The following is a 26,112-nucleotide window of genomic DNA, read 5'->3' on the forward strand; positions in this document are numbered from 1 at the left end:
AAAAAGAGCATAGTGACTATGCTCTCGGGTGAAACTGTTTATATACATCTTTTAATCTAGTTTTTGAAACGTGCGTATAAATTTGCGTCGTTGAAATATCTGCATGTCCAAGCATTTCTTGTACAGCACGCAAGTCTGCCCCGTTTTCTAATAAATGTGTAGCAAAAGAATGGCGTAACGTATGCGGTGTAAGCTCTTTTTCAATATTTGCTTCTTTCGCTAATCGTTTTAAAATTTTCCAAAATCCTTGTCTCGATAATCGATTACCATGATGGTTTAAAAAGAGTGCATCTACTGCTTTTTTACCCATCAATTCTCTTCTTCCTTTTTCAATATACTTTTGAATCGCTTCTGTCGCTAAGCTTCCTAATGGAATAATTCTTTCTTTATTCCCTTTCCCTATGCAGCGAACAAACCCCATCGTTAAGTGTACATCTTCTAAATTTAATGAAATTAATTCTGAAACACGAAGTCCTGTTGCATATAACAACTCTAACATTGCCTTATCACGAATCCCAAAAGCACTTGCCGTTTTCGGTGTTTGAAGCAATGCTTCCACTTCGTCGATCGATAATACTTTTGGTAATTTCCGTTCCCCTTGTGGCGTTTCAATATGTACCGATGGGTCATGCTCCACTGCTCGCTCACGAAGTAAAAATTGATGAAACGAACGAATCGATGCAATATGACGCGCCAATGTTTTTGAAGATTTTCCGTTTTCTTTTAAATGCTGCAAAAAGTTAACAATATGCAAGCGTGTCACTTCATGAAACGTCTTCGTTTGTTCTACATTTTGCAAATACTTCACATAGCTTTTCAAATCGCGTTCATAAGATACAACTGTATTTTTCGCTAAACCTTTTTCAACAATCATATAATGAATAAAATCTTTTAATTGATCTTCCAATCTACACTACTCCCCATTTTCATAGAAAAACATCATTCTATTTACGAAAGCATCCTTTTCCGGCTCCTCATTCCCTGATACTTTTTCTACAGTCTCTTCTTTTGGCTTTTCATAACGATGGTAACTTTCATATTCTTCATTTATCCATAGTATAGCGAAATAAAACAAAATCGTACAACTTGTAAATAATAAAAATACTTTCATCCCATCAAAAGTTAATTTTAAAGCTCGGCGCATTGTAAATTCCTCCAAAATATAAGTTATTACAACATATGCCAAGCTTTCACCAATTTATACCTTATTCAAATAAAAAACCTCTTCCTAGTTAAATAGGAAAAGGTTATTTTTCATCCGTTTCATTTTCTTGACAATTTTTACAAATCCCATGGAATGTTAAACGATGATCTTTCACCTTAAAGCTCCAGTCTCGTTCCACTTTATTCTCCACTTCACCAAGTAAATCTTCTTGTATTTCTTGTACAGCACCGCATTGTGTACAGATTAAATGATGATGGAAACGCTGTGCACCTTCTTGGCGTAAGTCATAACGCGAAACACCGTCTCCAAAGTTAATCTTATCGACAACTTTCAACTCAGACAATAACTCTAAAGTTCGATAAACGGTTGCTAATCCGATCTCTGGCGACTTTTCTTTTACAAGGAGGTATACATCTTCTGCGCTTAAATGATCTTCTTCATTTTCTAGCAGCACACGAACTGTTGCTTCACGTTGTGGTGTCAATTTATAGCTCGCTGCATGTAATTGCTTCTTAATTCGTTCAATTCTTTCTTCCATTCGGTACTACTCCCTCCTCGCCACTCTTACACCATTATATCAGAAGAAGGGCTCCTGTCAAAAGAAAAACAATAAAAACAAATTGATAATTATTCTCAAAAAGTATTTATTGTTTGTTAATCGCCTCCACAACTTCTTTCATTAAAACTGGTGATGCATACGCTTCGACACTGGAAGCAATAGCTAATACCGCTCCAATCACGAGAAAAAAGCATGTATAGCGAATTAATAACGGTAATAGTGGCTCAGTTATTTTCCGGATAAATTGATGCCTAATCATTCTCAAGGAAAAGCTTGCAGCAATTGTTGTCATTACGAGAAATACAGGAATTATAATTAAATTTTGTGGCAATACAGATACAAATGCTAATAATAGTCCATTCCATCCGTGCTGACTTACTAAAAAACCTACTGTAAATCCAACAACTACCCCTTTTAAAAATAGTAAGATAAAAATGAGCGGCAACCCAATAATTGAAATCCCCAAAATCCAAATAAAGCCGATATATTTTAATTGCGAAAAGTAACTTTCTCGAAACATTTCGCCTGCGACAGCAAATTCTCCTTTAGAAACTTGTCCAAAAAAACGCTGTAAATAAAATGATAAATCTTGCTTTTGGTTTATTTGTAAACTATTCACAAGAATCGCTCCAAATATTACTCCCATCAGTAATAAAACCGCATTAAATATATATAGTGAAGAATTTTCCTGTATGTGAGACATTACACGGTCTTGCCACGTTTTTCGCCACATTTTCCTTCCCTCCGTTCACACTCTTACTAAAAATGTATGAAAGAAAGAAAAAAAGTATGACGAATTAGCATTGAAATTCCGCTCTACTTTGCTAAACTAAAAAGTAGAGAATAGGAGGGATTTCTCTTGAAACCATTATTATTAGATTTTCCAACATTATTTCAAACTGAGCGCTTGCAAGTACGTAAGCCGTTTCCAGGTGATGGCACAGAAGTATATGAAGCAATCCAAGCTTCTCTAGAAGACTTATTACCATGGATGCCAATTACAGCTGAAACAGAAGAACGTGCTGAAGAAATTGTTCGCGAAGCTCACGGACAGTTTTTACTTCGTGAAACACTTGATTTCCATTTATACGATAAAGTATCTGGTACATTCATCGGAGCTATTACTCTCAATCCTGAAAACTGGGATATTCCAAAGTTTTCACTTCACTTCTGGCTACATAGCGCTTATACAAAGCATGGCTATATGACAGAAGCCATTAAAGGTGCGATTCAATTTGCATTTGATAAACTAGGTGCTAGAAGAATTGAAATTCGTACTGATGCAACAAATATAAACGCATGTAACTTAGCAGAACGTCTAGAATTTATTTTAGAAGGTACAATGGAAAATGATTTCCTAGCACCCGATGGCAGCTTACGCGATGCACGTGTATATGCAAAAATCAACTAAAAACACTCGCCTTAGGCGAGTGTTTATTTTTGTAATTGTAAATATTGTACTGCAAACATCGTCTTAGCATCATGTATGCGAAGGTCTTTCATAAGATCAATCGCTTCTTCTAATGACACTTCCATTAATTCCACAAATTCATCTTCATCTAAAGCTGCTTTATTTTCTTTTTGTATTAATCCTGTCGCTTTATATACATATAAAATCTCATCTGCAAAACCAGGTGATGTATAGAAAGATGTAATAAGCTCCATATTTTCACATACATATCCTGTTTCTTCTTCTAATTCACGAACTGCTGTTACCTCTGGCTTTTCCCCAGGTTCTAACTTCCCAGCAGGAATTTCCACAATTGCCTTTTCGAGAGCTTTACGATACTGCTCAACGAGTACAATTTTCCCCTCATCAGTAATAGCAATAATAGCAACTGCCCCAGGGTGATTTACGATTTCACGTTTACTCATTTCTCCATTTGGTAATACTACATCATCAACACGAACTTTTATAACTCTACCATCAAAAATCGGTTCAGTTTTTACTGTTCTTTCTGCAAGATTACTCATACTACTTCATCTCCCTGTTCTATTTCCTAATCGTTCTTCATACATTTTACCACATTGAAAGGAGCGTGATAGAAATGAAAGTTTACATTTTACCAAATCGCGTCACTTTAGTCGGCAAAGCATGGCAAATTCGTCATAAGCTAAAACAATATGGAAAAGAGTATACAACTGTGCAAGAGTGGATTACAGCAAACAAAAAGTAAACGTTTGTCAACCTCCTTTCCCTTTCGTACAATAAAGATAAGGAGGTTGACCTATGAAAAAACGTCAATTAGGAAACTCAGATTTATATGTTACGGAAATTGGATTTGGCTGTATGTCTCTCGGTACATCTGAGGCTGAAGCTATGCGTATTATCGATGAGGCAATCGATTTAGGAATTAACTTTTTTGATACAGCGGACTTATACGACTATGGATTAAATGAAGAATTTGTTGGAAAAGCTCTGAAAGGAAAACGCGACCAAATTGTTCTTACAACAAAGGTTGGAAATCGATGGACAGAGGAAAAAAACGGCTGGTCTTGGGATCCTTCTAAAGCTTATATAAAAGCCGAAGCAAAAGAGAGTTTACGTAGACTTCAAACAGATTATATTGATTTATATCAACTGCATGGCGGGACGACTGAAGATCCTATAGATGAAACAATTGAAGCCTTTGAAGAATTGAAAAAAGAAGGTATTATTCGTCATTATGGTATCTCTTCTATACGTCCAAATGTCATTCGTGAGTATGCAAAACGTTCAAATATCATTAGTGTATTAATGGAGTACAGCCTTTTAAATCGTCGTCCTGAAGAATGGTTCCCACTGCTTAATGAACATCAAATTAGTGTCATCGCACGCGGACCACTTGCGAAAGGTATTTTAACTAACAACAATGCAAGCAAGATAGAAAGAGTAAAGGAAAAAGATTACCTCTCCTATTCTTATGATGAATTAAATACAACACTCGCGAGTGTAAAAGAAATTATAGGAGAAAGATCTTTAACTGGATCAGCCATTCAATACTGCTTACATAATGAAGCTGTTGCATCTGTTATACCTGGTGCAAGCTCTATTCAACAGTTGCAAGCAAATGTACATGCTGGGGAACAAACGTCGTTAACAAAAGAAGAATATGCACAACTTCAGCAAATTGTTAAATTTGATACATATACATTACATCGTTAAAAAAACGTTACCGTACAGGTCATAGCCATCAAGTTAAAAAAGAAGGTGTCCCAAAAGCTCATTAAAAATGACCTTTTGGAGACACCTTCTTTGTATTGATCTTTATATGGATCAGAAGTTGTTTCATGAACTAATTTAACGTTATGTTTATCTACCGCGAATAAACGACTATTATTTCTCTTATTTTGAACTGAAATTAATTGATTTGTAGCGTTCGGGCAACTTTCCCACCACTTTCTATAACCGTACAGATAGCATTTTTATAACGTATCATATTTATCAGGATTCGTTCCTACATGTAAATTACGATTTAACGTATTAATTTGATCCATCTCTTCTTCAGTTAATGAGAAATCAAAAATAGTAAAGTTCTCTTTAATACGAGATGGCGTAACAGATTTAGGAATAGTCACAATCCCACTTTGAATATCCCACCTTAATATAACTTGTGCAGGTGACTTTTCATATTTTTTAGAAATAGCCTGAATAATTGGATGCTGGAATACTTCGCCGCCTCTCATTAAAGGACTCCATGCTTCCATTTGAATTTGCTCACCTTGACAGAAATCACGCAATTCAAATTGCGCTAGCATTGGATGAAGTTCAACTTGGTTTACCATCGGCTTCACTTTGCAATTTGGTAATAACAGTTCTAAATGATGTTTATGAAAATTAGAAACACCAATGGCACGCACTTTACCTTCTTCATATAGCTTTTCTAGAGCACGGTACGTATCAACATACTTCCCTCTTATCGGCCAATGGATTAAATATAAATCTACATAGTCCATTTGTAATTTCTTTAAACTTTTTTCAAACGCCTCGAGCGTCTCCTCGTACCCTTGATCGTCGTTCCAAACTTTTGTTGTAATAAACAAGTCTTCTCGCGAGATTCCAGATTCACGAACCGCTTCTCCGACACCGCTTTCATTTTCATATACAGTTGCTGTATCAATCGAACGGTATCCAAATTCTAATGCTGTTTTTACTGCTTGTTTAACTTCGTTGCCTTCTTTCGCTTTATAAACGCCTAGACCAATCATCGGCATTTTCACACCATTATGAAGTGTAGTTGTTGGAATATGCACACTCGTTCTCCCTTTCAATGTTACATTTTTTATAAACCACCACTTTATTTCAACAAGATTCATCCAAAAAGTCAAAACATACGTACAGTTTACATAATACTTTTATACACATTTAAAAAAACAACGTGAACTCAGCCATTCACGTTATTTTCTATCCATTCTTTCGCCTTTTCATCTACATTACGTACAAACTCATTTTTTCCTTCCGTATACATCGTGCCATCATATGTATATTTTTCCGCTAGTTCTTTCTTTAAAGTTGCATACGCCTCTGCTTCTTCACAATGAGCCATCATGTAATCACGAAACGATAAATGCCTTGTAATCTCAGGATTCCCTTTTTCAAATACGTGCAAATGATACGAGCGTTTCTCCTCAGTTCCATGAATAAAAAAACGACGACCTGAAATACCATTTTCCCCTTTCACGATGTAACCAAGCTCTTTAAATCGTTCATTCCAATGATCTACTCTGTCGATACTTTCTACTTCCATGATCATATCAATAATAGGTTTAGCTGCTAGTCCTGGCACTGACGTACTTCCAATATGATGGATTTTCACCGTTTCTGGCATCGCCGATTTTAATCTTTCGGCCTCCATTTGAAATTTCTCACTCCAATGATTTTCGTACGAAACGACTACAATTTCCCTCATTCTAACTCCCCTTTTCTTACAAACTCGTCAAAAAAATGATCAGCGGCATTTCACTGATCATGTTTTTATTATTTAAAGTCTTTCCAAGTAAGGCTACTTTCACTTAACAGTTCTTCAAATGATTTATTCTTTTCACGTTCTTTTTGTTCCTTACGCTTTCTTTCTTGTTCTGCTGCCTCTTTTTTCTCTTCTCTCACTTGCAACTCTTTTTTCTTATTCTTTAATTGTTGCATTAACGAATCGTTCAATTGATCACCTAGTGTAAGTGATTCTTTCTCTGGTTGATTCATTTGAGAGTGTCTTTGTGTTTGTCTTTGCTTCTTTTTCTTCATACTATTCACCTTTTACTTTTTTCTCCATTATAGAGGATACACGGCGAAATCGACAATAAAAAAGATACATGCCCCCCGATTCTCTATTATTCTTTTTTTGTAAATATGTTAATTTTTCGAAAAAACTAAATTTTATGGTAGATATAATCCTAGTAATCTATTAAAATTATGTCGTATGATGTCAGATTATAAAAAAAGGAGAAATTAATTATGTGGAAAAAAATTATTCCTGCTGTTGCTGTTTTAAGCACTATTACTTTTTCAAGCGTATTCGCCGCTCCTCCATCTCAGGCTCCTGCCGAACAAAACCGATACATAGACGTACAAATGCTTGGTATTAATGATTTCCATGGACAACTAGATACTGTAAAAAAAATTAACAATAAAGAAGCTGGTGGTGCTGATTACTTAGCTACTTATTTAAAAGAACGCAAAAAACAAAACCCTAATACACTTCTTGTACATGCTGGAGATATTGCCGGAGCTAGCCCACCAGTTTCTGCTTTATTACAGGACGAACCAACTATTGAATTTTTAAATGACTTAAAATTTGATGTTGGTACAATTGGAAATCATGAATTTGATGAAGGCATTGATGAAATGCGACGCCTTATTTATGGTGGATATCATGAAAAAACAGGGAATTTCAAAGGAGCAAACTTCCCTTATGTCGCTGCAAACTTCTATAATAAATCTACTGGCCGCTTATTTTTACCACCATTTACTGTAAAAATGGTAGATGGAGTTCCTGTAGGATTCATCGGAGTTGTTACAACGGATACACCGAATGTCGTTATGCCAACTATGCTAAAGAATGTACAAATTACTGATGAAGTAGAAGCTATTAATAAATCTACTCAGCAATTAAAGCGTCTCGGTGTTAAATCTATCGTAGTCCTTGCACACGTTGGAGGTACAACTGATGACACTGGTGTAACAAACGGTGACCTTACTCGCATTGCAAATGAAACAGATCCCGAAGTTGATGTTATTTTCGGCGGACATAGTCATACGTACGTAAATGGTACTGTAAATAATAAACTCATCGTACAGGCGAACTCTTACGGAATGGCTTTCTCGGACGTAGATGTAACAATTGATAGAAAAACAAAAGATATTGTGAAGAAAAAAGCTGAAGTTATCACAACATATCATGAAGGTGTAGAACCTGATAAACAAGTAAAACAAAAGTTAGATCAATATAAAGAAAAAATTGCACCGCTTGTAAATGAAGTTGTCGGAAAATCTACAGCACCTATCGACCGTAAACAAAACGATGCTGGTGAATCTACCCTTGGAAATTTAATTGCCGATGCACAGCGCCAAACAATGCAAACACAAATCGCTCTTATGAATCCTGGTGGAATTCGCAATGATCTAGACGCTGGAGATATTACATGGGGCGAGTTATATGGTATTCAGCCTTTCGGAAATCAATTAATTAAAATGGATTTAACAGGTCAAGATATTCGTGAAATTTTAAATCAACAATGGCAAAAAGGAACAACGAGAATGCTCCAAATTTCAGGTATCCAATACACTTGGGATGCAATTAAACCAAATGGTGAAAAGGTTACGAATATCCGTTTAACCAATGGTGAAGAATTAGTTTCCACGAAAACGTATAGCGTAGTTGCAAATGCCTTCCTAGCTTCTGGCGGCGATGGATTTGTATCCTTTAAAAATGGAAAAAATACTGAAACTGGTCCAAACGATTTTGAAGCATTAGTCGATTATGTAAAACAAGTGAAAGAACCAATTCAGCCAATTATTGATGGACGTATTCAAAAAATCAACTAAATACTATTCAAACTAGTGCGTGACACTCGAAAGAAGAAGCTCCTTTTTATATGCAAGGAGCTTCTTCTTTTAGAGTCATACGTATTGTCATTCTTCTAGTGCAGTAAAGGATAAGCACATAGCCCCTTGTTTCCTCGTAGTATATAGAAAACTATAATAGGAGGGTTTGTATGTATTTCTATCCAAACAATGACGATACATTATATCGACAAAATGACAAACTCATTCGTAGTATTGAGAAAGCAATTAATGGAGAATATAGCGCCATTCATTGTTATGCTAAATTAGCTAATTTAGCTCCAGACATAAATGAACGAAATCAAATCCTTGAAATTCGGCAAGATGAAATAAAACATTTTCACCAATTTGTACAAATCTACACCCTTTCAACCGGTAAAAACCCTCAGCCCCAAATCACTGAAGAATGTCCAACTCTTTATTTGAACGGATTAGAATTCGCTATACAAGATGAGCAACGAACAGTTGATTTTTACTTAGAAATTGCAGACGAAACGACAAATCAACAAGTGAAAGAAACATTTCGGCGCGCAGCAGCTGATGAACAAAATCATGCCGTTTGGTTCCTATATTACTTTTCGAAACAAAAAATGAAATAAAATAAGACAAAAAGGATACACGCTCTTATATGGAACATAGTATCCTTTCTTTTATTTCTCTGGATACGTTTCATGATTAACATCATACCGTTGCAAAAATTCATGTAGTGCTTCTTCTACAATTTTAGACTTTTGAATCCCTTTCGATTCCGATATAACATCTAGTCTTGCTAATACTTCTATATTAATCGAAAAGGTTCGTTTCTTTTTCTCTGTGCTCTTACTTATAATTTGAACACTTATTTCTTCTCTTTTTCTTAGCAATTCATAAATGCTTTGTAATTGTTCATAAATTAGTAATTGATAGTCTGTTTTTGCATATTGAAGGGCAGTAGCTTCTTGGATTTGCAAATGACGTGGCTCTTCACCATCACCTATAAAGATACGTTTTTTCTGCTCTCCATCATATTCATATCCAATCACCCTTAACTTCTTTGATAATGTATATGGGCTCATTTCAAGCCGTTTCGCTATAATAGCGATTGATTCGCGTCTATTTAAAGAATCAATAATTTCTCCAATCGTCACATTCTCCCTCCTCTCTTAATCGCCTAAACTTGAAATCAAACCAGTATGTTATGATACAATGATTTTCTAGTAGTATATGCAAAAGAAAGAGCCTGTGCGATTCATACCATTTAAGAAAAGGAGGTTTACATATGCTTTTTCGTAGCTATACACCACAGTTTTATAACGAAAAGAAGCAATTAATCCCTAACAGTATCGCTACGATAGAAAGCGTTATGATTAATGACCGGAAACAATCTCTCCTTATACGCGGACAAAACGTGGAACAGCCTATTTTATTATGCTGTCACGGTGGACCTGGTATGGCACAAATCGGCTTTATTCGTCATTTTCAAAAAGAGTTAGAAAAGCACTTTATCGTTATTAATTGGGATCAACGCGGGGCAGGTAAATCCTTTTTATGGCGAGATATCCAAACAAATTTTACGATTGATCAATTTATTTCAGATGCAAAAGAAGTCATTCACTATCTTCTTAGACGCTTTAAAAAACAGAAATTGTTTCTCGCTGGGCATTCTTGGGGGAGTATTATCGGACTGCAAATCGCTAGTCAATATCCCAAATATATAGAAGCATACATCGGCATCGGTCAAATCGTACATATGAAGCAAAACGAAGAATTACTATACCGACATTTAATTAGCTCTGCAAAAAAACATGACCATAAAAAGGCATTAGCTTCTCTTTTAAAGTTAGGGAAACCACCCTTTTTAGATACGAGACGTCTCATTATTCAAAGAAAGTGGCTTGGTACATTTGGCGGAGCAATACAAAACGGATCTTCCTTTTCTTTCATACGAAAAGGTTTCTTTTCTCCTGAATATACGCTATTAGACTGGTTCAAATTTCTCGCAGGAAATTTAAAATCCGGAGTTTTATGGGAAGAGATGCTAACAATCGATTTCTTTTCGTCTATTTCAAGTTTATCTGTTCCTGTTTATTTTTGTTCTGGTCGCTATGATTATCAAACTCCTTATGCACTCGTTCAACAATATTGCGATATCATTCAAGCTCCTATTAAAAAGATGGTTTGGTTTCCAAACTCGGCACATTCTCCAGATTTAGAAGAGCCTGAACTATTCGCCAAATCTTTACAATCAATTAAACAAGAACTATCTTTTCAACATACATAACGAAAGGCTCTTTTACATTTCATAGAAAACATTTTATAATGATATGTCGCAAGTATATGTCACTACAAACACTTGCTTGCCTTAACAGAATAAAAATTAGGGAGATTACATTTATTATGAACGCTGTACTCATCGCAGTAGCAGTCATGCTACTGCTTAGTTTGTTACGTGTCCAAGTCATTGTCGCCATTATCGTTGGAGCTTTAACAGGCGGACTTATCGGCGGACTCGGTATTTCAGAAACAATTAGTACTTTTACAGCCGGTCTTGGGAACAGTGCTCCTATCGCATTAAGCTACGCAATGCTCGGTGGATTTGCTATTTCCCTTTCAAAAACAGGACTTCCTGATGCAATGATCCAATCAGCTTTAAAATGGATCGGCAACGAACAAGACACGAAAAAACAAGTCTATTCTAAAATACTTATATTATTTATCATTTTAACAATGGCTTGTTTCTCACAAAATATTATCCCTGTTCATATCGCCTTCATCCCAATCTTAATTCCAGCACTTTTGAAAGTATTAAATGAGCTGAGGGTGGATCGTAGGCTTGTAACATGTCTTATTACATTTGGATTAATTACCCCTTACATGTGGGTCCCAGCAGGATTCGGAAAAATTTATCATGACGTATTACAAACAAATGCTGCGCAAAGCGGTCTTACATTTGATGTCGCACTTATTCCAAAAGCGATGACTATTCCAGCAATCGGTATGATTATCGGATTATGTGTAGCAGTTTTCATTACATACCGAAAACCACGTACATATGAAACAGAACAAATTCATGCTGCACAGAATGAAATCGTTCCCTATACGAAAAGAAGCATTACTTTTGGTTTATTATCAATACTCGCTACATTAACTGTGCAATTAGCAACAGAATCAATGATTTTTGGTGCTTTAGCAGGTATTATCGTCTTATCAGTTAGCGGTAGTCTCCCTCTTAAAGAAGCCGATGCTATTTTAACGAGCGGAATGCGTATGATGTCCTTTATCGGATTTGTTATGATTTCTGCCGCTGGATTTGGCGCTGTTCTTCGAAAAACTGGACATGTTGAATCTCTTGTGCAAACGAGTGCACATATAATCGGAAATAATAAACCGCTTGCTGCATTTCTTATGCTCGTTATTGGACTTCTCGTTACGATGGGAATTGGTTCTTCCTTTTCAACCATCCCAATCTTAACAACAATTTTCGTACCGTTATGCGTCCAGCTCGGATTTAGTCCCATGGCTACAATCGCAATTATCGGTACAGCTGGTGCACTTGGTGATGCAGGTTCTCCAGCATCTGATAGTACACTTGGACCAACGTCCGGTTTAAATGCTGATGGTCAGCACCATCATATATGGGATACATGTGTTCCAACATTTCTACACTATAATATACCGTTACTTATATTCGGCTTTATTGCCGCAATTACACTATAAAAGGTGCGTTTTAAAAACGCACCTTTTACTTTGTTGTTTCTCTCTCAATACATCTAAATTCTGTTTCCACTTCTTCTTGTTCCACTTGTTTCTTCTTTATTTTTCCTATTAACTGCTGAAAAGCTATTTCCCCATATTCTTCGATATAACTTCCAATCGTCGTTAATGATGGACTTATCCATTCACCCTCTACACTCCCGTTAAATCCAATGATTTGCAAATTACCTGGTATATGAATATTAAGAGTTTTCGCCGCCCTGATTAGCTCAATAGCGACCTTATCACTTGAAGCTACAACCCCATCTATGTATGGATGCTTTTGTAACAATTCAAGAAACTGTTGATTCGTATACCCTTGGACAATTTCCTCTCGATAAGAAAGTCCTTCTTTCCAAGCAGTATCTAGAAATCCTGCCACATGCTCTTCCATTTCTTCACTCTCTACTCCCTCACCGATATAAGCAAGAAACTGGCAGCCTTTCTCTTTTAATAAAGAAACAGCTTTCTGTCCACTTTCATAATAGCTCATAAGAGATTGCCGTCCTTCAAGCACAGCGAAAGGAAGTGAGATCTCTCCTATACTTCGAAAAACAGATTTCGTCATTATAACGCCTGCAATGTTATTTTGCTCCAACATATCTATGTATCTATTCTTATTTTCTATATTACAAACTATTACTTGATACCCTTCTTTATATGCTATTTCCTCAACGAAACGGAGCAAAGTGATGTATGATGGATTATGCAAATTATCTACAAGTAATGCAATCATCGTTGAAGGCTGTTTAAATAAAGGCTTTGCTGTAGCATTCGGTCTATAATGTAATTCTTCAATTGCTTTTTTTACTTGTTTCACCGTATCTTCATGGACATATCCTTTTTCGTTAATGACTCTTGAAACGGTTGCGACTGAAACACCGGCCAATTTTGCAACATCACGTATAGTTGCCACATCGTCACCCCTTAATATGGTAATAGATTACAATTTTAAACTAAACCAAAATATAACATTCGTCAAGGTTATTGTTTTATATTTCTGAAAATTGTTACACAACTTCCACTCTACTCATAAAGTGAAACTTTAATCAGTGGGAGTTTTACTGCCCTCAAATACGGGATAAAATATACTCCAGCTGAATTTCATGTGAAATCGCGATATTATCATAACCAATAAACGGAATTTCTTTCTTTATTTTTCGTGCTTCTTTTACCGCATCAATATACAAGTTCGTCATCATGAAGTTACGTTTTTGATAAAAACGAAGTGCGTTCATATTATCATTCGTCGTAATGAGCCACACTTTTTCACATTCGTTCTCTTTTGCCACTTGCAGCACACAATCCACCAGTTTTGTACCAATCCCCTTTCCTTCCTCAAAACTATTTAACGATACAATTTCACACATATTTTCTATCACTTTACACGTTATAATTCCCACTATTCTGTTATTTCTAAGTGCAACAAAACCGGGTAATTCTTCTAATTGATGTACTCTGCCTCGCGAGACCATCATTGAGCTTCCCCAGTTTTCACACATAAAATCCTGAATTGCTTCTTTCATTTCTGGTGTAATTTTTTGTATATGAACCATATACGATTTCTCCCCTTTTCACATCATTGTGATACAATGTTAGTGTATCATATGTAGAGGTATTTGGAGGATGAGGTAAAGTATGAAACGTTTTTTTACAGCATTGTTTACTATACTAGGTGCACTAACTGCGATTGGGATTTTCTTTACAAATAAAGTTATGTACTTGAAGAAAAAAACAGAGGAAGAAGTTTTAGAACGCGAAACGAAAAAGCATTTTCATTTGGACGATTTTAAGGCTATTCAAAAAGAAGAGGTTCACATCCCTTCTCAATTCGGATACGAACTTCACGGATATTACATGCCAGCTGGTCATTCCAATAAATTTATGATTTTTTGCCACGGTGTGACCGTAAATAAAATCAATTCCGTTAAATATGCAAACTTATTTTTAAATAGAGGATATAACGTATTTATTTATGATCATCGCCGTCATGGTAAAACCGGTGGTAAAACAACAAGTTATGGCTATTATGAAAAACATGATTTAAAGTCAGTAGTTGACTGGCTAAAAGATCGTTTCGGAACGAATATTACACTCGGAATTCATGGTGAATCTATGGGTGCTGCAACTCTTCTTCAATATGCAGGACTTGTTGAAGATGGTGCTGATTTTTATATTGCTGATTGTCCTTTCTCTGATTTTTATGGACAGTTACAGCATCGTTTGAAAGTTGAGTTTCACTTGCCAAAATGGCCTTTATTGCCTTTAGCAAATGCCTTTTTAAAAGTTCGTGATGGCTATACAATTCGTGAAGTTTCACCAATTGATTGTATAAAAAACATTAACAATCCTGTTCTCTTTATTCATAGTAAAGACGATGACTATATTTTATCTGATATGACGAAATCACTTTATGAAGCGAAAGAAAATAATAAACAGCTTTATATTGCAGAACATGGTGCACACGCTTGCTCTTATAATGAAAATAAAGAAGAGTACGAAGATGCCATCGATCAATTTTTAAACACATATGTAAAAGAAACAAAAAACAGGCTTGCATAAGCCTGTTTTTTTACTGCGCTAAAACGTCTGTAACTTGTTCCATATTTTCAGAAATCCACTTTACTGCCTCGTCTAGCGTTGGGAATTCCGTCGTTTGAAAAGTCACCTCATCTTGAAGTAACCAAACATCTTTCGGTTCTTGTCCTACACCTGCGATTGACCAATGAAGTAAACTATATGGATGATTATCATTCAAAAATGATGCCCATGTGCGCTCATTTGCAATATTTTGTAGTGTTTGTAATTTTTTATCCATCTTTCGTCACCTTACTCTAGTCAGTTATAAAAACTATTATAACACTCTCTTCTCTCTCAAACAAAGTGCTCTTTTTATATTGTCAAGTACTCTCCCTAATTATATGATGAGAGTAAGCGTTTGGAAAGGAGGGATAACGTTGGCAAAAGTACAAATTAAAGTAAATGATAATGGCTCTTTTCGCGTTACAGGGGACGTGGAATTAGTTGACTCACAAGGGAATGTATTCCCAGCAAAACCGGCATTTTCTTTATGTCGTTGTGGTTTATCAAAAAACATGCCTTATTGCGATGCTTCGCATAAAGGAAAATTCGAGTCTGTTGTTAGAGCACCAGAGGCAGAATAAATATTTAAAGAGCATGCACATTTATTTGTGCATGTTTTTTCTTTTGATCAAAGCCTATACAGCCCTTCCCCTTTCAACATTTCTATTACTTTCGTCCCCTTTCAAATCGGCATATATTTTCACACAATTCTTCACATTCGAACATTTTTTACTATGCTTTTTTCTTTTTTGTGCTATAATGTGAGCAAACAACATCCTTCGGGGTCGGGTGAAATTCCCAACCGGCGGTGATGAAGCGAAAGCTTCTAAGTCCGTGACCCGTTTTCAACGCGAAAACGGTGGATCTAGTGAAACTCTAGGGCCGACAGTATAGTCTGGATGGGAGAAGGATATGTTTTCTAGTAATTATATATAGCGAATACACTTTTATTTCAGTATGCATATTTTTAAAGGTTCATTTTGACTCTTTATATATGTTTTATTTTGTATACTTATGTTTCTATACTGAAATAAAAAGATACGACTAGCGTTTGAAAAACTCGATATTTTGCTAGGTTTTTTTCTTATACCAAAATATCAGTCATCGTTAGGTTTCTTTCCTATACTTTCGTATTCGAACTATATTTCTAGAAATCACGTCTCCCAAACCCCAAGGATTCTATATCCTTGGGGTTTTTTGATTTTTTCAGGAGAGGTGACGAGAATGACAGATCAAGAATATATGAGGATTGCCTTGCAGTTAGCACAAGGAACATCGGGACAAACAAGCCCAAATCCTATGGTTGGTGCTGTTGTTGTAAAAGATGGCAACATTGTCGGAATGGGTGCCCACATGCGTGCCGGTGAAGAACATGCTGAAGTTCATGCTCTTCACATGGCTGGAGAAAGAGCAAAAGGCGCTACCGTTTATGTAACACTTGAACCGTGTAGCCATTTTGGAAAAACACCGCCTTGCTGTGAATTACTCATTGAAAAGGGAGTCCAGCGTGTTGTAATCGCCACCCTTGATTGCAATCCACTCGTTTCTGGTAATGGAAAAAGGAGATTAGAAGAAGCTGGAATCAAGGTGACTACTGGTGTTCTTGAAGCGGAAGCAATTTTATTAAATCGATACTTTTTTCACTATATGAAAACGAAACAGCCATTTGTAACAATAAAAACAGCAATGAGCTTAGATGGAAAAACAGCGACTGTAACGGGGGAAAGTAAGTGGATTACAGGTGAAGAAGCGCGAGCTGATGTTCACCAATATCGTCATATGCATGACGCTATCCTTGTCGGTGTGAATACAGTTATAACTGATAATCCACACTTAACAACACGAATTCCAAACGGAGGTAAACATCCTATACGCGTTATTTTAGATACCCACTTACGAACGCCGCCATCTTCTCATGTCATAACAGATAGCTTAGCTCCGACATGGATTATTGTCGGTAAGGATGTAAATAAAGAGAAAATAGCGTCTTATGAATGTAACAATATAGCTGTATTCCAAATGAAAACGAAGCAAATTGAAATACAAGATGTCCTATCCCTACTCGGGGAGAAACAAATTCTTTCTCTGTTCGTTGAAGGTGGTCAAACAGTACATGCAAACTTCTTAAAAACAAATAGTTTTAATGAAATTGTGACCTATATAAGCCCAAAGTTAATTGGCGGAAAAGATGCACCCACTTTATTTGGCGGAGCTGGTTTTTCGAAGTTACAAGATGCACTTTCCTTAACAATTCAAGAGATGAAACAAATTGGTAATGATATAAAAATTGTTGCAACCTTAAAAAGCGAGGTGACGGAATGTTTACAGGAATTGTAGAAGAGTTAGGAACGATATCAAGCATGACTCAAAGTGGTGAAGCAATGAAGCTAACTATTAGCGCAAATCAAATTTTATCGGATGTTAAGCTAGGTGATAGTATCGCGGTTAACGGCATCTGCTTAACAGTAACTACTTTTACGACTACTTCATTCACTGTTGATGCAATGCCTGAAACAATGAATGCAACATCACTTCGTATGCTAAAGCCAAGTGCCAAAGTGAATTTAGAACGGGCAATGGCTACGAACGGACGATTCGGTGGACATTTCGTCACCGGACATATCGATGGCATCGGTACGATTTTAACTAAAAAACAACATTACAATGCCATCTATTACAAAATAGCAATTTCTGATGAATTACTACGCTATTGTTTGCATAAAGGATCCGTTGCTATTGATGGCACTAGTTTAACAATATTTGATATAGACGAATCTTCAATTACAATTTCACTCATCCCCCACACAGTAAGCGAGTCTATAATCGGAGAAAAAAAAGCCGGGGACATCGTAAACATTGAGTGTGACATGATTGGAAAATATATTGAACGCTTTATTTCAAAGCCCGCAAAAGGAACTGATTCAATGACCGAAAGCTTTTTACAAGAAAACGGATTTCTATAAGGGGGAAGTACAATGTTTCATCGTATTGAAGAAGCTCTAGAAGATTTAAAACAAGGAAAAGTCGTTATCGTATGTGATGATGAAAACCGAGAAAATGAAGGCGATTTTATTGCTTTAGCAGAGCACATTACACCAGAAACGATTAATTTTATGATTACACACGGTCGTGGTCTCGTTTGCGTACCGATTACGGAGCAATACGCAGAGCGTCTACAGTTAGAACCAATGGTTTCTCATAATACGGATTCACATCATACTGCTTTTACAGTAAGCATCGATCACGTTTCTACAACAACAGGCATTAGTGCTCATGAGCGTGCTACAACAATACAGGAATTATTAAATCCCGCATCTAAAGGAACTGATTTTAACCGCCCTGGACATATCTTTCCATTAATTGCGAAAGAAGGTGGCGTCCTTCGCCGCGCAGGTCATACAGAAGCTGCTGTTGATTTAGCAAAACTTTGCGGAACTGAGCCAGCTGGCGTCATTTGCGAGATTATAAATGAAGATGGGACGATGGCACGTGTACCTGATTTAATACAGTGTGCAAAACAATTTGATATAAAAATGATTACAATTGAAGATTTAATTGCTTATCGCCGCCATCACGAAACACTTGTGACGAGAGAAGTGGAAATTACATTACCTACAGATTTCGGTACTTTTCATGCAATTGGCTATTCTAACTCATTAGATATGAAAGAACATATCGCGCTCGTAAAAGGTGATATTTCAACAGGCGAACCTGTACTTGTACGCGTTCATTCAGAATGCTTAACAGGAGATGTATTTGGTTCATTCCGCTGTGATTGTGGACCACAGCTACATGCTGCACTTGCTCAAATTGAGCGTGAAGGAAAAGGCGTTCTTCTCTATATGAGACAAGAAGGACGAGGCATTGGACTTCTGAATAAGCTTCGCGCTTATAAGTTACAAGAAGAAGGGTTAGATACTGTAGAAGCAAATGAAAAACTTGGGTTCCCAGCTGATCTTCGTGATTACGGTATTGGCGCTCAAATTTTAAAAGATTTAGGCTTACAAAGTTTACGATTATTAACGAATAATCCACGGAAAATTGCTGGCTTACAAGGTTACGATTTAAAAGTAACCGAGCGTGTACCGTTGCAAATGCCAACAAAAGAAGAAAATAAAACGTATTTACAAACGAAAGTAAGCAAATTAGGACATTTACTAAACTTATAATTAAGGGAGAGATACATTATGGTATTCGAAGGTCATTTAGTTGGTACAGGATTAAAAGTTGGGGTTGTTGTTGGACGTTTTAATGAGTTTATTACAAGTAAGTTACTTGGCGGAGCTTTAGATGGATTAAAGCGTCACGGTGTAGAAGAGAATGCTATTGATGTTGCATGGGTTCCTGGTGCATTTGAAATTCCTTTAATCGCTAAAAAGATGGCAAATAGCGGAAAATATGATGCTGTTATTACATTAGGTACAGTAATTCGCGGTGCTACAACGCATTACGATTACGTTTGTAATGAAGTAGCAAAAGGTGTTGCATCTTTATCACTACAAACGGACATTCCAGTTATTTTCGGTGTATTAACGACAGAAACAATTGAACAAGCGATTGAACGTGCAGGTACAAAAGCTGGAAATAAAGGCTATGAATCAGCAGTTGCTGCGATCGAAATGGCTCATTTATCAAAACAATGGGCTTAAAAAAAGAGGCTGCGGCCTCTTTTTTTTATTTTCTCACCTTTTTTCGTACATCTTCTATTAATTCATCCATCGTTTTTCCTTCTGTTTTTATACGAAGAGTTTGTGCTGTTCTCCACACATTTTCTCTCTTTTTCGCTTCTTCTATAATAGAAATTTCCTTCCTCACTTCTTTTAAATCCTTTCCTTCTGTTTCAAGTCCAAAATGTTCAGCTTTCGTTCGAAAATGCTGTTCAATTCTTTGTTGCATTTCTTTTTGTTCAGGATTTTCAGCCGCCTTAACTGGATCAGCACTTATCGCTTTTATTAAAATCAGACAAGTCATAATGGCTAATATGTATTTGTACATGTAAAATCCTCCAACCCGATATAAATTACATTTTTACTATGTACAATTAGAGCTTGGAAAATTCGTCCACAAAATTATTTTTCTCGTCCAAAAGTGACTACTATCAAGCGTTAATGGACTTTTATTACATTTTTTTTACAAAAAAAAGCAAACCCTTTAAAGAGTTTGCTTTTCATCTATCTTATAGCGCACATTCTTCAATCTCAAATCCTAAATCTTCAATCATACCCCAGTCCGCAGTCGGCTCTTGTCCAGCTGTTGTTAAATAGTCCCCGACAAAGATAGAGTTTGCTGCAAATAAACCAAGTGGCTGTACAGAACGTAAATTAAGTTCTCGACCGCCTGAAATACGAATTTCTTTTGTTGGATTTACAAAACGCATCATCGCCAGCACTTTTAAACATTCTACAGGTGTTAATTCTTTTTGTCCTTCAAGCGGAGTACCCTTTACAGCAACAAGAAAATTACACGGAATAGAATCCGCATCTAAACGTTGTAATTCAAATGCAATTTCAGCACGCTGTTCAATCGTTTCTCCCATTCCGAAAATTGCTCCAGAGCATGGAGAAATACCGGCTTGCTTCGCTTTTTGGACTGTATCAACACGATCGTCATACGTATGCGTTGAACAAATGCTATCATAATTGTTAGCATGCGTATTTAAATTGTGGTTATAACGATGCACACCAGCTTCTGCTAACTGACCTGCTTGATCTTCATTTAAAAATCCTAAACAACAGCAAATTTTTAAATCTGTCGTTTCACGAATTTCCTTAACTGCTCCAATAACGTGATTTACTTCTTTATCCGTCGGACGACGACCAGATGCAACAATACAATATGTACCTGCTTTACGACGAATTGCTTCGTGCGCTCCTTCAACAATTTTCTCTTGTGTTAACCATGCATACTTATCAATCGGTGCTTCTGAAATAATAGACTGTGAACAGTACCCGCAATCTTCAGGACATAATCCAGATTTCGTATTTATAATCATGTTCAACTTTACTTTCTTACCAAAATGATGATGGCGAATGATGTAAGCTGCATTCATAATTTCTAAAACCTCTATATCATCAGCTTCTAATATTGCAATTGCATCTTCTTTCGTAATCATTTTCTCTTCTACTACGTCGTATGCAAGTTTTTTCCAATCCCTTTTTGTTTGTACTTGTTTCATTTCATCTCTTCCCCTCTTTTGTTATATACGTAAATAAAGCATGATATGTTGCTACTATCCCTTCTTTTTCCGTGAAGTCTCTTTCGTATATACGAAGCATCGTACGAAAGAGTGAAGGGCTTTGACAATAAGACTCTTCATTACTATTGGTCGCTCCTACTTTTCGAATAGAATGTAGGAATTCCCTAACTTCTGCAAATCTTTCTATGTAACATGTTTCAGAAACATGCACATCCCCTGTTTCTATCTTGCATATATGAAGCAACTGATCTTTCGAATAAAAACGTTGACCAATCAAAGTTTCATTTTGAATGTTTTTTTCCTCTTTCGCTCGCTGAAACGAAGCATGGAGCTCTTGAAAAGTTTCTTGTCCAAAGGTGGAAAAGAGTACTATCCCATCTGTAGACAAATGATGAAATAAATTTCTTATCACTTGTTTTACATTGTTAAGCCATTGAAATGTGGCATTCGAAATAATAACATCATATGATTCTTCTAATCGTAATCGTTCAATATCCTCACAATGAAACGTCACATTTTCGGTATTTTGTCTAGTTTTTGCAATCGTAATCATACTTTCAGCAAAATCAACGGCTGTAATTTGTGCTTTTGGAAATAACTTTGATAATTGCTCTGTGACATAACCTGTCCCGCATCCAAGTTCTAAAATACGTATTGATGATGTTTCACTATATCGCCGCTTCAATATAGAAAGTAACGAATGTGCCATCTTTTTTTGTACATTTGCATATTGATCGTAAGATACGGCTGCCCCATTAAACCGTTTTTGTAGTAACGTTTTGTTGATCATGTCGTATCCCCTCTACAAATTGGATTATCTCATTCGCGCAATATTCGAAATTCGTTACACATAATGCATGACCAGCCCCGCTTACTACTTTTAGCGTAGCATTCGTATTCTCCGTCATATTATGAGCTGCGGATAATGGACATATCACATCCTGTTCTCCATGAAGAAGTAACAACGGGACTTTGATATCTGTTAATTCGTTTCTCATATCTGTTTCTATTAAATAATCTAAGCCTAATTGTAAAGACTGAATCGAGTCCCCTTTAAAATTCAGCGCAATCTCTTTAAAACTCGTATTCTCCTTCAGCTCATTTTTTGTAAATATATTTTCATAGAAACGATTCAAAGTATCTTCTTTCTTTCTCGTTAAATTCTTTTTCATACGTTCTACATGCAAAGAATTCCATCCGCTTGTATAGTCGCTCGTATTTGTAAATTTAGCAGTACCACCAATTAGTACAATACCTTTCGCCTTAATCTTTTTATAAGCTTGAATTGCCGCTAATGCTCCTAATGACCATCCAACTAAAATTACATTTTCATCACGTGCTACCTCTATTATTCGTCCCGCAAATTCACTTTGTTCTTTCACATTACGCCAATCTAAACATTGAACAGGATAGTCTTTAAAATACGGAAATACAAAAGTCCAAACATCTTCTTCCATTCCCCACCCAGGAATAAAAATAACCTTTAGCTCTTTCATACTAAAAACCCCTCTTCTTTACCGATGCGTATAATATGCTGAATGGCCCATTTTAAATCCGCCATTGTATGTTGTGACGTAACAGCAAAGCGAATTCGGGAACTACCAATCGGAACAGTTGGCGGACGAATTGCAATGGCTGCGATACCTATCTCTTGTAATCTTTCACTAAACCGTAAAGCATTTTCATTTGAACCGACTACAATTGGTACAATATGAGTTGAGCTATTCCCAATGTCAAAACCAGCTTCTTGTAAATGCGTCCTGAAATATGCACCATTCGCTATAAGGTTCTCTCTTCTTTCGTTATCTTCTTTTACAATCTCAATTGCTTTTTGCACTGCTCCTAATGCTCCTGGTGGTAAAGCTGTAGTAAAAACAAAGCTTCTCATCATATTTTGTAAGTACTCTATATAAATTGCATCACCTGTTAAATACGCACCATAACACCCTAAAGCCTTGCTAAACGTCCCCATATGTATATCGATTTTTTGAGCAAGATCTTTTTCTATATGAGATAATCCAGCTCCACCGATTCCATATATTCCACTCGCATGTGCTTCATCAACTATAATGATTGCCCCGTATTTCTCTTTCAGCTTCACTAAATCTCTCAAATATGCAGTATCACCATCCATACTAAAAACAGTATCAGTTACGATTAATTTCCTCTTTTCAGGTGACGCTACTTTCAACATCTTCTCTAAATGATCCAAATCATTATGACGATACCTTTTATGTTCTGCACCGCTTAATATAATTCCATCAACAATACTTGCGTGATTTAATTTATCACTAAAAACAATATCGTGACGACCAGCTAAAGAAGATAGTACACCTACATTTGCTGTATACCCACTATTTACGATTAACGCTCTTTCAGTACCTTTCCAGTTGCATATACTTCTCTCAACCTCTTCATACAGTGGATAATTTCCTACAACGAGACGAGATGCTGTCGCTCCAGTTCCATATTTTCTTGTGCAAGCAATAGCAGCTTCTTTCAACCTTTCATCTCCAGCTAACCCTAAATAATTATTTGACGCTAAATTTAGCATCCTTTTCTCATTTCGAATAAGCCATGTCTCTTCCGCTTTCTCTGTCACATGCAAATTACGATACTGTCCTTGCTCTCTTAATTGTTCTATTTTAGATTGAAGATGCGCGCGCCACTTTTGATTCATTTTGGATGGACTCCTCTAATTTTGAAATCATAATATGTTCTTTTGCCGATTCCAATAATTCTTCCCTAGTAAAATCACCTTCAAGGAATGGTAATAAACCTAAAACCGGTACCCCGCTCAACTCTTCAATCATTTCTTTGTTTTCTTGTACTCTTTCTTTTTCACATTCTTTACAACCAGACAAAATGACACCTGCTACTGTTAAGCCATGTGCCCTTGCATAAGAAATCGTTAAGACAGTATGATTCACTGTTCCTAGTGTAGGACGCGCTACTACAATAAGAGGAAGCTGTAATTCTTTTGCAAAATCGATTACTAAAGCATCTTCTGTATATGGGACTGCAAGCCCACCAGCCCCTTCTACAAATAGGCTATTAAACTCTTTTAGTAGTTCATTATAGTGATCAGTAATTTCTTTTAACGTTACTGTCCTTCCAGCTCTTTTCATAGCAAGTCTCGGAGCAAGTGGTTCTTCAATAGAATACGGACAAATTTCTTCTTCTCTTGTCGATACACCCGATAAGGCTTTTAACCTTGCTGCATCTCCCTCTGCGTTTGATGCAGCATGTCCACTTTGCAACGGTTTATATACCCCTACGTTATATCCCAATTCTCTAAATACACCTGCTAACGCACCTGCAACCACAGTTTTTCCAACTTCAGTATCAGTTGCCGTTATGAAAAAACCACTCATTATTCTTCCTCCGTAACATCCGAGATTGCTTTATATAAAATGCGTAACATCTCATCAATTTCAGCAATTGTAGATGCAAGAGGAGGCATAAATACAATGGTGTTACCAAGCGGACGTAAAATCATGCCTAACTCTCTTGAGCGTTTACATACTTGAACACCGACTCTTTCTGTCCATTCATACGATTCTTTCATTTCTTTATTTTTCACAAGTTCAATACCAATCATTAATCCGCACTGACGAATATCACCTACGTGCTTATATTCATTAAGCGCTTCTAATTGCCCCGCTACATATTCTGTTTTATGCGCAACAGATTCTATTAAATTAGTTTTTTCATATAGTTCTAGATTCGCAATTGCTACCGCACACCCTAACGGATTACCTGTGTAACTATGCCCATGGAAAAATGTTTTTTGTTCCTCATACTCTCCTAAGAAGGCATTATATATTTCGTCTGTCGTTACCGTAATTGCCACTGGTAAATAACCACCTGTTAAGCCTTTTCCCGCAGTTAAAATGTCTGGCGTCACATCCTCGTGTTCACATGCAAACATTTTCCCAGTACGCCCAAATCCAGTCGCTACCTCATCTGTAATAAATAATACATTGTATTTTGTACATAAATCGCGAAGCCCTTTTAAGTATCCTTTTGGCATTGTAATCATCCCACCAGCACCTTGCATTAATGGCTCCACAATGATAGCTGCTACTTCTTCATGTTTTTCTTGCAGCAATTCTTCCATTTCTTCTAAATGTTTCTTTACAATTTGTTCCTTATTATCTCCATAAGGAGAACGATATGTATATGGATACGGCATTTTAATCGCCTCAAATAATAGTGAACTATACACTTGGTGAAACAAGTCTATTGCTCCTACTGAAACAGCACCTATTGTATCACCGTGATATGCTTCTTTTAATGTAACAAATCTTTGTTTTCTCGGTTTTCCTTTATGCTGCCAATATTGAAAAGCCATCTTAATTGCAATTTCAACAGCGGTAGAACCAGAGTCTGAATAAAATACTTTCTTCAAGCCTTCTGGTACAACATCAATTATTTTTTCTGCTAATAAAATAGATGGAACGTTAGCAAGTCCTAACATAGTAGAATGAGCAATTTTATTTAATTGCTCACGAATTGCCTCATCTAGTTCCGGTACTTGATGCCCATGAACATTTAACCAAATAGACGAAACACCGTCCCAATATTCATTTCCATTTACATCGTATAGCTTCCTTCCCTCTCCACGTTCAATAATGACAGGATCTTCTTCTAAATAATCTTTCATTTGTGTAAATGGGTGCCATACGTAATCTTTATTCTTCTTCGATAATTCTTCATATGTATAAGACGATTTTTCACTCGTGTTACTATTAACAGCCACAATTGTCACCCCTAATGTTAACTTGTTTATAAATATAGTTAACATTAAAAACAAATGACTGTCAATTATTTTTAAA

32 protein-coding genes and 1 riboswitch are annotated in these 26,112 nt (G+C 36.3%); of the genes, 13 read left to right on the forward strand and 19 right to left on the reverse strand.

Features of this window, described 5'->3' with window-relative positions:
• Positions 1–16: 16 nt before the first annotated feature.
• From xerD to spoIIM, 4 genes are all read right to left on the reverse strand, one after another.
• Positions 17–907, reverse strand: coding sequence for a site-specific tyrosine recombinase XerD (gene xerD, locus MHI07_RS19135; protein WP_002111635.1), 891 nt, complete (start codon positions 905–907; stop codon positions 17–19).
• A gap of 6 nt (positions 908–913) precedes the next feature.
• A complete protein-coding gene (locus tag MHI07_RS19140; protein WP_002088473.1) occupies positions 914–1,144 on the reverse strand; it encodes a YqzK family protein in 231 nt (76 codons plus the stop codon).
• Positions 1,145–1,247: 103 nt separating this feature from the next.
• On the reverse strand, positions 1,248–1,703 hold the full coding sequence (fur, locus tag MHI07_RS19145) for a ferric iron uptake transcriptional regulator (protein ID WP_000392654.1): 456 nt from the start codon (positions 1,701–1,703) through the stop codon (positions 1,248–1,250).
• Positions 1,704–1,809: 106 nt separating this feature from the next.
• On the reverse strand, positions 1,810–2,457 hold the full coding sequence (spoIIM, locus tag MHI07_RS19150; RefSeq protein ID WP_002111637.1) for a stage II sporulation protein M: 648 nt from the start codon (positions 2,455–2,457) through the stop codon (positions 1,810–1,812).
• Positions 2,458–2,583: 126 nt separating this feature from the next.
• On the opposite strand from spoIIM, the gene MHI07_RS19155 reads away from it, so the two are divergent.
• Positions 2,584–3,135, forward strand: a complete 552-nt coding sequence (locus tag MHI07_RS19155) for a GNAT family N-acetyltransferase (RefSeq protein WP_340825687.1) — start codon at positions 2,584–2,586, stop codon at positions 3,133–3,135.
• Positions 3,136–3,158: 23 nt separating this feature from the next.
• Here the strand turns inward: MHI07_RS19155 and MHI07_RS19160 are convergent, their stop codons facing one another.
• The gene (locus tag MHI07_RS19160) at positions 3,159–3,698 is read right to left on the reverse strand and encodes an NUDIX hydrolase (protein ID WP_340825689.1); all 540 of its coding nucleotides are present in this window, start codon (positions 3,696–3,698) and stop codon (positions 3,159–3,161) included.
• A 74-nt stretch (positions 3,699–3,772) separates the two neighbouring features.
• Here MHI07_RS19160 and mciZ point away from each other — a divergent pair, with 74 nt between their 5' ends.
• Together mciZ and MHI07_RS19170 are read left to right on the forward strand one after the other, a co-directional pair.
• Positions 3,773–3,901 carry a Z-ring formation inhibitor MciZ gene (gene mciZ, locus MHI07_RS19165; RefSeq protein WP_000870295.1) on the forward strand — a complete coding sequence of 43 codons (129 nt, stop codon included), beginning with the start codon at positions 3,773–3,775 and terminating at the stop codon, positions 3,899–3,901.
• Positions 3,902–3,954: 53 nt separating this feature from the next.
• Positions 3,955–4,869: an aldo/keto reductase gene (locus MHI07_RS19170; RefSeq protein ID WP_215579570.1), complete on the forward strand. Its 915-nt coding sequence runs from the start codon at positions 3,955–3,957 to the stop codon at positions 4,867–4,869.
• A 260-nt stretch (positions 4,870–5,129) separates the two neighbouring features.
• Here the strand turns inward: MHI07_RS19170 and MHI07_RS19175 are convergent, their stop codons facing one another.
• The 3 genes from MHI07_RS19175 to MHI07_RS19185 all read right to left on the reverse strand — a co-directional run bounded on the left by MHI07_RS19175 (position 5,130) and on the right by MHI07_RS19185 (position 6,945).
• The gene (locus MHI07_RS19175) at positions 5,130–5,957 is read right to left on the reverse strand and encodes an aldo/keto reductase (RefSeq protein WP_002160598.1); all 828 of its coding nucleotides are present in this window, start codon (positions 5,955–5,957) and stop codon (positions 5,130–5,132) included.
• A 131-nt stretch (positions 5,958–6,088) separates the two neighbouring features.
• Positions 6,089–6,613, reverse strand: a complete 525-nt coding sequence (locus MHI07_RS19180) for a GrpB family protein (RefSeq protein ID WP_340825692.1) — start codon at positions 6,611–6,613, stop codon at positions 6,089–6,091.
• 68 nt (positions 6,614–6,681) lie between these two features.
• The gene (locus MHI07_RS19185) at positions 6,682–6,945 is read right to left on the reverse strand and encodes a YqkE family protein (RefSeq protein ID WP_002014945.1); all 264 of its coding nucleotides are present in this window, start codon (positions 6,943–6,945) and stop codon (positions 6,682–6,684) included.
• A gap of 210 nt (positions 6,946–7,155) precedes the next feature.
• On the opposite strand from MHI07_RS19185, the gene MHI07_RS19190 reads away from it, so the two are divergent.
• Positions 7,156–8,745, forward strand: coding sequence for a bifunctional metallophosphatase/5'-nucleotidase (locus MHI07_RS19190; protein ID WP_002111647.1), 1,590 nt, complete (start codon positions 7,156–7,158; stop codon positions 8,743–8,745).
• Between the two features lie 170 nt (positions 8,746–8,915).
• The gene (locus MHI07_RS19195) at positions 8,916–9,362 is read left to right on the forward strand and encodes a ferritin-like domain-containing protein (protein WP_002111648.1); all 447 of its coding nucleotides are present in this window, start codon (positions 8,916–8,918) and stop codon (positions 9,360–9,362) included.
• A 51-nt stretch (positions 9,363–9,413) separates the two neighbouring features.
• On the opposite strand, the gene MHI07_RS19200 is transcribed toward MHI07_RS19195, so the two are convergent.
• The gene (locus MHI07_RS19200; protein WP_002067020.1) at positions 9,414–9,890 is read right to left on the reverse strand and encodes a ribbon-helix-helix domain-containing protein; all 477 of its coding nucleotides are present in this window, start codon (positions 9,888–9,890) and stop codon (positions 9,414–9,416) included.
• 131 nt (positions 9,891–10,021) lie between these two features.
• On the opposite strand from MHI07_RS19200, the gene MHI07_RS19205 reads away from it, so the two are divergent.
• Both MHI07_RS19205 and MHI07_RS19210 read left to right on the forward strand, forming a co-directional pair.
• Positions 10,022–11,023, forward strand: a complete 1,002-nt coding sequence (locus tag MHI07_RS19205) for an alpha/beta fold hydrolase (protein WP_002111650.1) — start codon at positions 10,022–10,024, stop codon at positions 11,021–11,023.
• A 116-nt stretch (positions 11,024–11,139) separates the two neighbouring features.
• Entirely contained in the window at positions 11,140–12,459 is a 1,320-nt protein-coding gene (locus MHI07_RS19210) for a Na+/H+ antiporter family protein (RefSeq protein WP_002111651.1), read from the forward strand.
• A 25-nt stretch (positions 12,460–12,484) separates the two neighbouring features.
• Here MHI07_RS19210 and MHI07_RS19215 read toward each other — a convergent pair whose 3' ends face one another.
• Positions 12,485–13,411, reverse strand: a complete 927-nt coding sequence (locus tag MHI07_RS19215) for a LacI family DNA-binding transcriptional regulator (protein ID WP_340825697.1) — start codon at positions 13,409–13,411, stop codon at positions 12,485–12,487.
• Between the two features lie 154 nt (positions 13,412–13,565).
• Positions 13,566–14,051 (reverse strand): GNAT family N-acetyltransferase, encoded by a 486-nt coding sequence (locus tag MHI07_RS19220; protein WP_016106098.1) that lies wholly within the window; start codon positions 14,049–14,051, stop codon positions 13,566–13,568.
• 82 nt (positions 14,052–14,133) lie between these two features.
• Here MHI07_RS19220 and MHI07_RS19225 point away from each other — a divergent pair, with 82 nt between their 5' ends.
• Positions 14,134–15,057, forward strand: coding sequence for an alpha/beta hydrolase (locus MHI07_RS19225; RefSeq protein WP_002111658.1), 924 nt, complete (start codon positions 14,134–14,136; stop codon positions 15,055–15,057).
• Between the two features lie 10 nt (positions 15,058–15,067).
• Here MHI07_RS19225 and MHI07_RS19230 read toward each other — a convergent pair whose 3' ends face one another.
• Positions 15,068–15,313, reverse strand: a complete 246-nt coding sequence (locus tag MHI07_RS19230) for a DUF2552 family protein (protein ID WP_002111659.1) — start codon at positions 15,311–15,313, stop codon at positions 15,068–15,070.
• A 139-nt stretch (positions 15,314–15,452) separates the two neighbouring features.
• Between MHI07_RS19230 and MHI07_RS19235 the strand changes: the two genes are divergently transcribed.
• The 5 genes from MHI07_RS19235 to ribH all read left to right on the forward strand — a co-directional run bounded on the left by MHI07_RS19235 (position 15,453) and on the right by ribH (position 19,727).
• The gene (locus tag MHI07_RS19235; RefSeq protein WP_001151582.1) at positions 15,453–15,659 is read left to right on the forward strand and encodes a CDGSH iron-sulfur domain-containing protein; all 207 of its coding nucleotides are present in this window, start codon (positions 15,453–15,455) and stop codon (positions 15,657–15,659) included.
• 190 nt (positions 15,660–15,849) lie between these two features.
• A riboswitch (FMN riboswitch) is annotated at positions 15,850–15,993 on the forward strand.
• Between the two features lie 309 nt (positions 15,994–16,302).
• Positions 16,303–17,415 (forward strand): bifunctional diaminohydroxyphosphoribosylaminopyrimidine deaminase/5-amino-6-(5-phosphoribosylamino)uracil reductase RibD, encoded by a 1,113-nt coding sequence (gene ribD / locus MHI07_RS19240; protein WP_215579573.1) that lies wholly within the window; start codon positions 16,303–16,305, stop codon positions 17,413–17,415.
• Positions 17,397–18,041, forward strand: coding sequence for a riboflavin synthase (gene ribE, locus MHI07_RS19245; RefSeq protein WP_215579576.1), 645 nt, complete (start codon positions 17,397–17,399; stop codon positions 18,039–18,041). The genes ribD and ribE overlap by 19 nt, the downstream gene beginning before the upstream one ends.
• A gap of 12 nt (positions 18,042–18,053) precedes the next feature.
• Positions 18,054–19,247, forward strand: coding sequence for a bifunctional 3,4-dihydroxy-2-butanone 4-phosphate synthase/GTP cyclohydrolase II (gene ribBA / locus MHI07_RS19250; protein WP_340825703.1), 1,194 nt, complete (start codon positions 18,054–18,056; stop codon positions 19,245–19,247).
• Between the two features lie 18 nt (positions 19,248–19,265).
• Positions 19,266–19,727, forward strand: coding sequence for a 6,7-dimethyl-8-ribityllumazine synthase (gene ribH / locus MHI07_RS19255; protein WP_002160590.1), 462 nt, complete (start codon positions 19,266–19,268; stop codon positions 19,725–19,727).
• 25 nt (positions 19,728–19,752) lie between these two features.
• Here ribH and MHI07_RS19260 read toward each other — a convergent pair whose 3' ends face one another.
• From MHI07_RS19260 to bioA, 7 genes are all read right to left on the reverse strand, one after another.
• On the reverse strand, positions 19,753–20,073 hold the full coding sequence (locus tag MHI07_RS19260; RefSeq protein ID WP_002111666.1) for a hypothetical protein: 321 nt from the start codon (positions 20,071–20,073) through the stop codon (positions 19,753–19,755).
• 181 nt (positions 20,074–20,254) lie between these two features.
• Entirely contained in the window at positions 20,255–21,253 is a 999-nt protein-coding gene (bioB, locus tag MHI07_RS19265; protein ID WP_002160589.1) for a biotin synthase, read from the reverse strand.
• A gap of 1 nt (position 21,254) precedes the next feature.
• Entirely contained in the window at positions 21,255–22,064 is an 810-nt protein-coding gene (bioC, locus tag MHI07_RS19270; RefSeq protein ID WP_078172857.1) for a malonyl-ACP O-methyltransferase BioC, read from the reverse strand.
• Positions 22,030–22,770, reverse strand: coding sequence for an alpha/beta fold hydrolase (locus tag MHI07_RS19275; protein WP_215579581.1), 741 nt, complete (start codon positions 22,768–22,770; stop codon positions 22,030–22,032). Before MHI07_RS19275 ends, bioC begins: the two co-directional genes overlap by 35 nt.
• The gene (bioF, locus tag MHI07_RS19280; RefSeq protein ID WP_002160585.1) at positions 22,767–23,954 is read right to left on the reverse strand and encodes an 8-amino-7-oxononanoate synthase; all 1,188 of its coding nucleotides are present in this window, start codon (positions 23,952–23,954) and stop codon (positions 22,767–22,769) included. Before bioF ends, MHI07_RS19275 begins: the two co-directional genes overlap by 4 nt.
• Positions 23,920–24,648 carry a dethiobiotin synthase gene (gene bioD, locus MHI07_RS19285; RefSeq protein ID WP_002111673.1) on the reverse strand — a complete coding sequence of 243 codons (729 nt, stop codon included), beginning with the start codon at positions 24,646–24,648 and terminating at the stop codon, positions 23,920–23,922. The genes bioF and bioD overlap by 35 nt, the downstream gene beginning before the upstream one ends.
• Entirely contained in the window at positions 24,648–26,081 is a 1,434-nt protein-coding gene (bioA, locus tag MHI07_RS19290; RefSeq protein WP_215579584.1) for an adenosylmethionine--8-amino-7-oxononanoate transaminase, read from the reverse strand. The genes bioD and bioA overlap by 1 nt, the downstream gene beginning before the upstream one ends.
• Between the last annotated feature and the right edge of the window lie 31 nt (positions 26,082–26,112).

This window comes from Bacillus sp. FSL H8-0545 (assembly GCF_038006105.1).
GTDB classification, from domain to species: domain Bacteria; phylum Bacillota; class Bacilli; order Bacillales; family Bacillaceae_G; genus Bacillus_A; species Bacillus_A cereus_U.

Coding starts and splice junctions, on each gene's coding strand:
- MHI07_RS19140 (WP_002088473.1), bottom strand. CDS start 1,144: ATGCGCCGAGCTTTAAAATTAACTTTTGATGGGATGAAAGTATTTTTA.
- fur (WP_000392654.1), bottom strand. CDS start 1,703: ATGGAAGAAAGAATTGAACGAATTAAGAAGCAATTACATGCAGCGAGC.
- spoIIM (WP_002111637.1), bottom strand. CDS start 2,457: ATGTGGCGAAAAACGTGGCAAGACCGTGTAATGTCTCACATACAGGAA.
- MHI07_RS19160 (WP_340825689.1), bottom strand. CDS start 3,698: ATGAGTAATCTTGCAGAAAGAACAGTAAAAACTGAACCGATTTTTGAT.
- mciZ (WP_000870295.1), top strand. CDS start 3,773: ATGAAAGTTTACATTTTACCAAATCGCGTCACTTTAGTCGGCAAAGCA.
- MHI07_RS19170 (WP_215579570.1), top strand. CDS start 3,955: ATGAAAAAACGTCAATTAGGAAACTCAGATTTATATGTTACGGAAATT.
- MHI07_RS19180 (WP_340825692.1), bottom strand. CDS start 6,613: ATGAGGGAAATTGTAGTCGTTTCGTACGAAAATCATTGGAGTGAGAAA.
- MHI07_RS19185 (WP_002014945.1), bottom strand. CDS start 6,945: ATGAAGAAAAAGAAGCAAAGACAAACACAAAGACACTCTCAAATGAAT.
- MHI07_RS19190 (WP_002111647.1), top strand. CDS start 7,156: ATGTGGAAAAAAATTATTCCTGCTGTTGCTGTTTTAAGCACTATTACT.
- MHI07_RS19195 (WP_002111648.1), top strand. CDS start 8,916: ATGTATTTCTATCCAAACAATGACGATACATTATATCGACAAAATGAC.
- MHI07_RS19205 (WP_002111650.1), top strand. CDS start 10,022: ATGCTTTTTCGTAGCTATACACCACAGTTTTATAACGAAAAGAAGCAA.
- MHI07_RS19210 (WP_002111651.1), top strand. CDS start 11,140: ATGAACGCTGTACTCATCGCAGTAGCAGTCATGCTACTGCTTAGTTTG.
- MHI07_RS19220 (WP_016106098.1), bottom strand. CDS start 14,051: ATGGTTCATATACAAAAAATTACACCAGAAATGAAAGAAGCAATTCAG.
- MHI07_RS19225 (WP_002111658.1), top strand. CDS start 14,134: ATGAAACGTTTTTTTACAGCATTGTTTACTATACTAGGTGCACTAACT.
- MHI07_RS19230 (WP_002111659.1), bottom strand. CDS start 15,313: ATGGATAAAAAATTACAAACACTACAAAATATTGCAAATGAGCGCACA.
- ribD (WP_215579573.1), top strand. CDS start 16,303: ATGACAGATCAAGAATATATGAGGATTGCCTTGCAGTTAGCACAAGGA.
- ribE (WP_215579576.1), top strand. CDS start 17,397: ATGTTTACAGGAATTGTAGAAGAGTTAGGAACGATATCAAGCATGACT.
- ribBA (WP_340825703.1), top strand. CDS start 18,054: ATGTTTCATCGTATTGAAGAAGCTCTAGAAGATTTAAAACAAGGAAAA.
- ribH (WP_002160590.1), top strand. CDS start 19,266: ATGGTATTCGAAGGTCATTTAGTTGGTACAGGATTAAAAGTTGGGGTT.
- MHI07_RS19260 (WP_002111666.1), bottom strand. CDS start 20,073: ATGTACAAATACATATTAGCCATTATGACTTGTCTGATTTTAATAAAA.
- bioB (WP_002160589.1), bottom strand. CDS start 21,253: ATGAAACAAGTACAAACAAAAAGGGATTGGAAAAAACTTGCATACGAC.
- bioC (WP_078172857.1), bottom strand. CDS start 22,064: ATGATCAACAAAACGTTACTACAAAAACGGTTTAATGGGGCAGCCGTA.
- MHI07_RS19275 (WP_215579581.1), bottom strand. CDS start 22,770: ATGAAAGAGCTAAAGGTTATTTTTATTCCTGGGTGGGGAATGGAAGAA.
- bioF (WP_002160585.1), bottom strand. CDS start 23,954: ATGAATCAAAAGTGGCGCGCGCATCTTCAATCTAAAATAGAACAATTA.
- bioD (WP_002111673.1), bottom strand. CDS start 24,648: ATGAGTGGTTTTTTCATAACGGCAACTGATACTGAAGTTGGAAAAACT.
- bioA (WP_215579584.1), bottom strand. CDS start 26,081: ATGTTAACTATATTTATAAACAAGTTAACATTAGGGGTGACAATTGTG.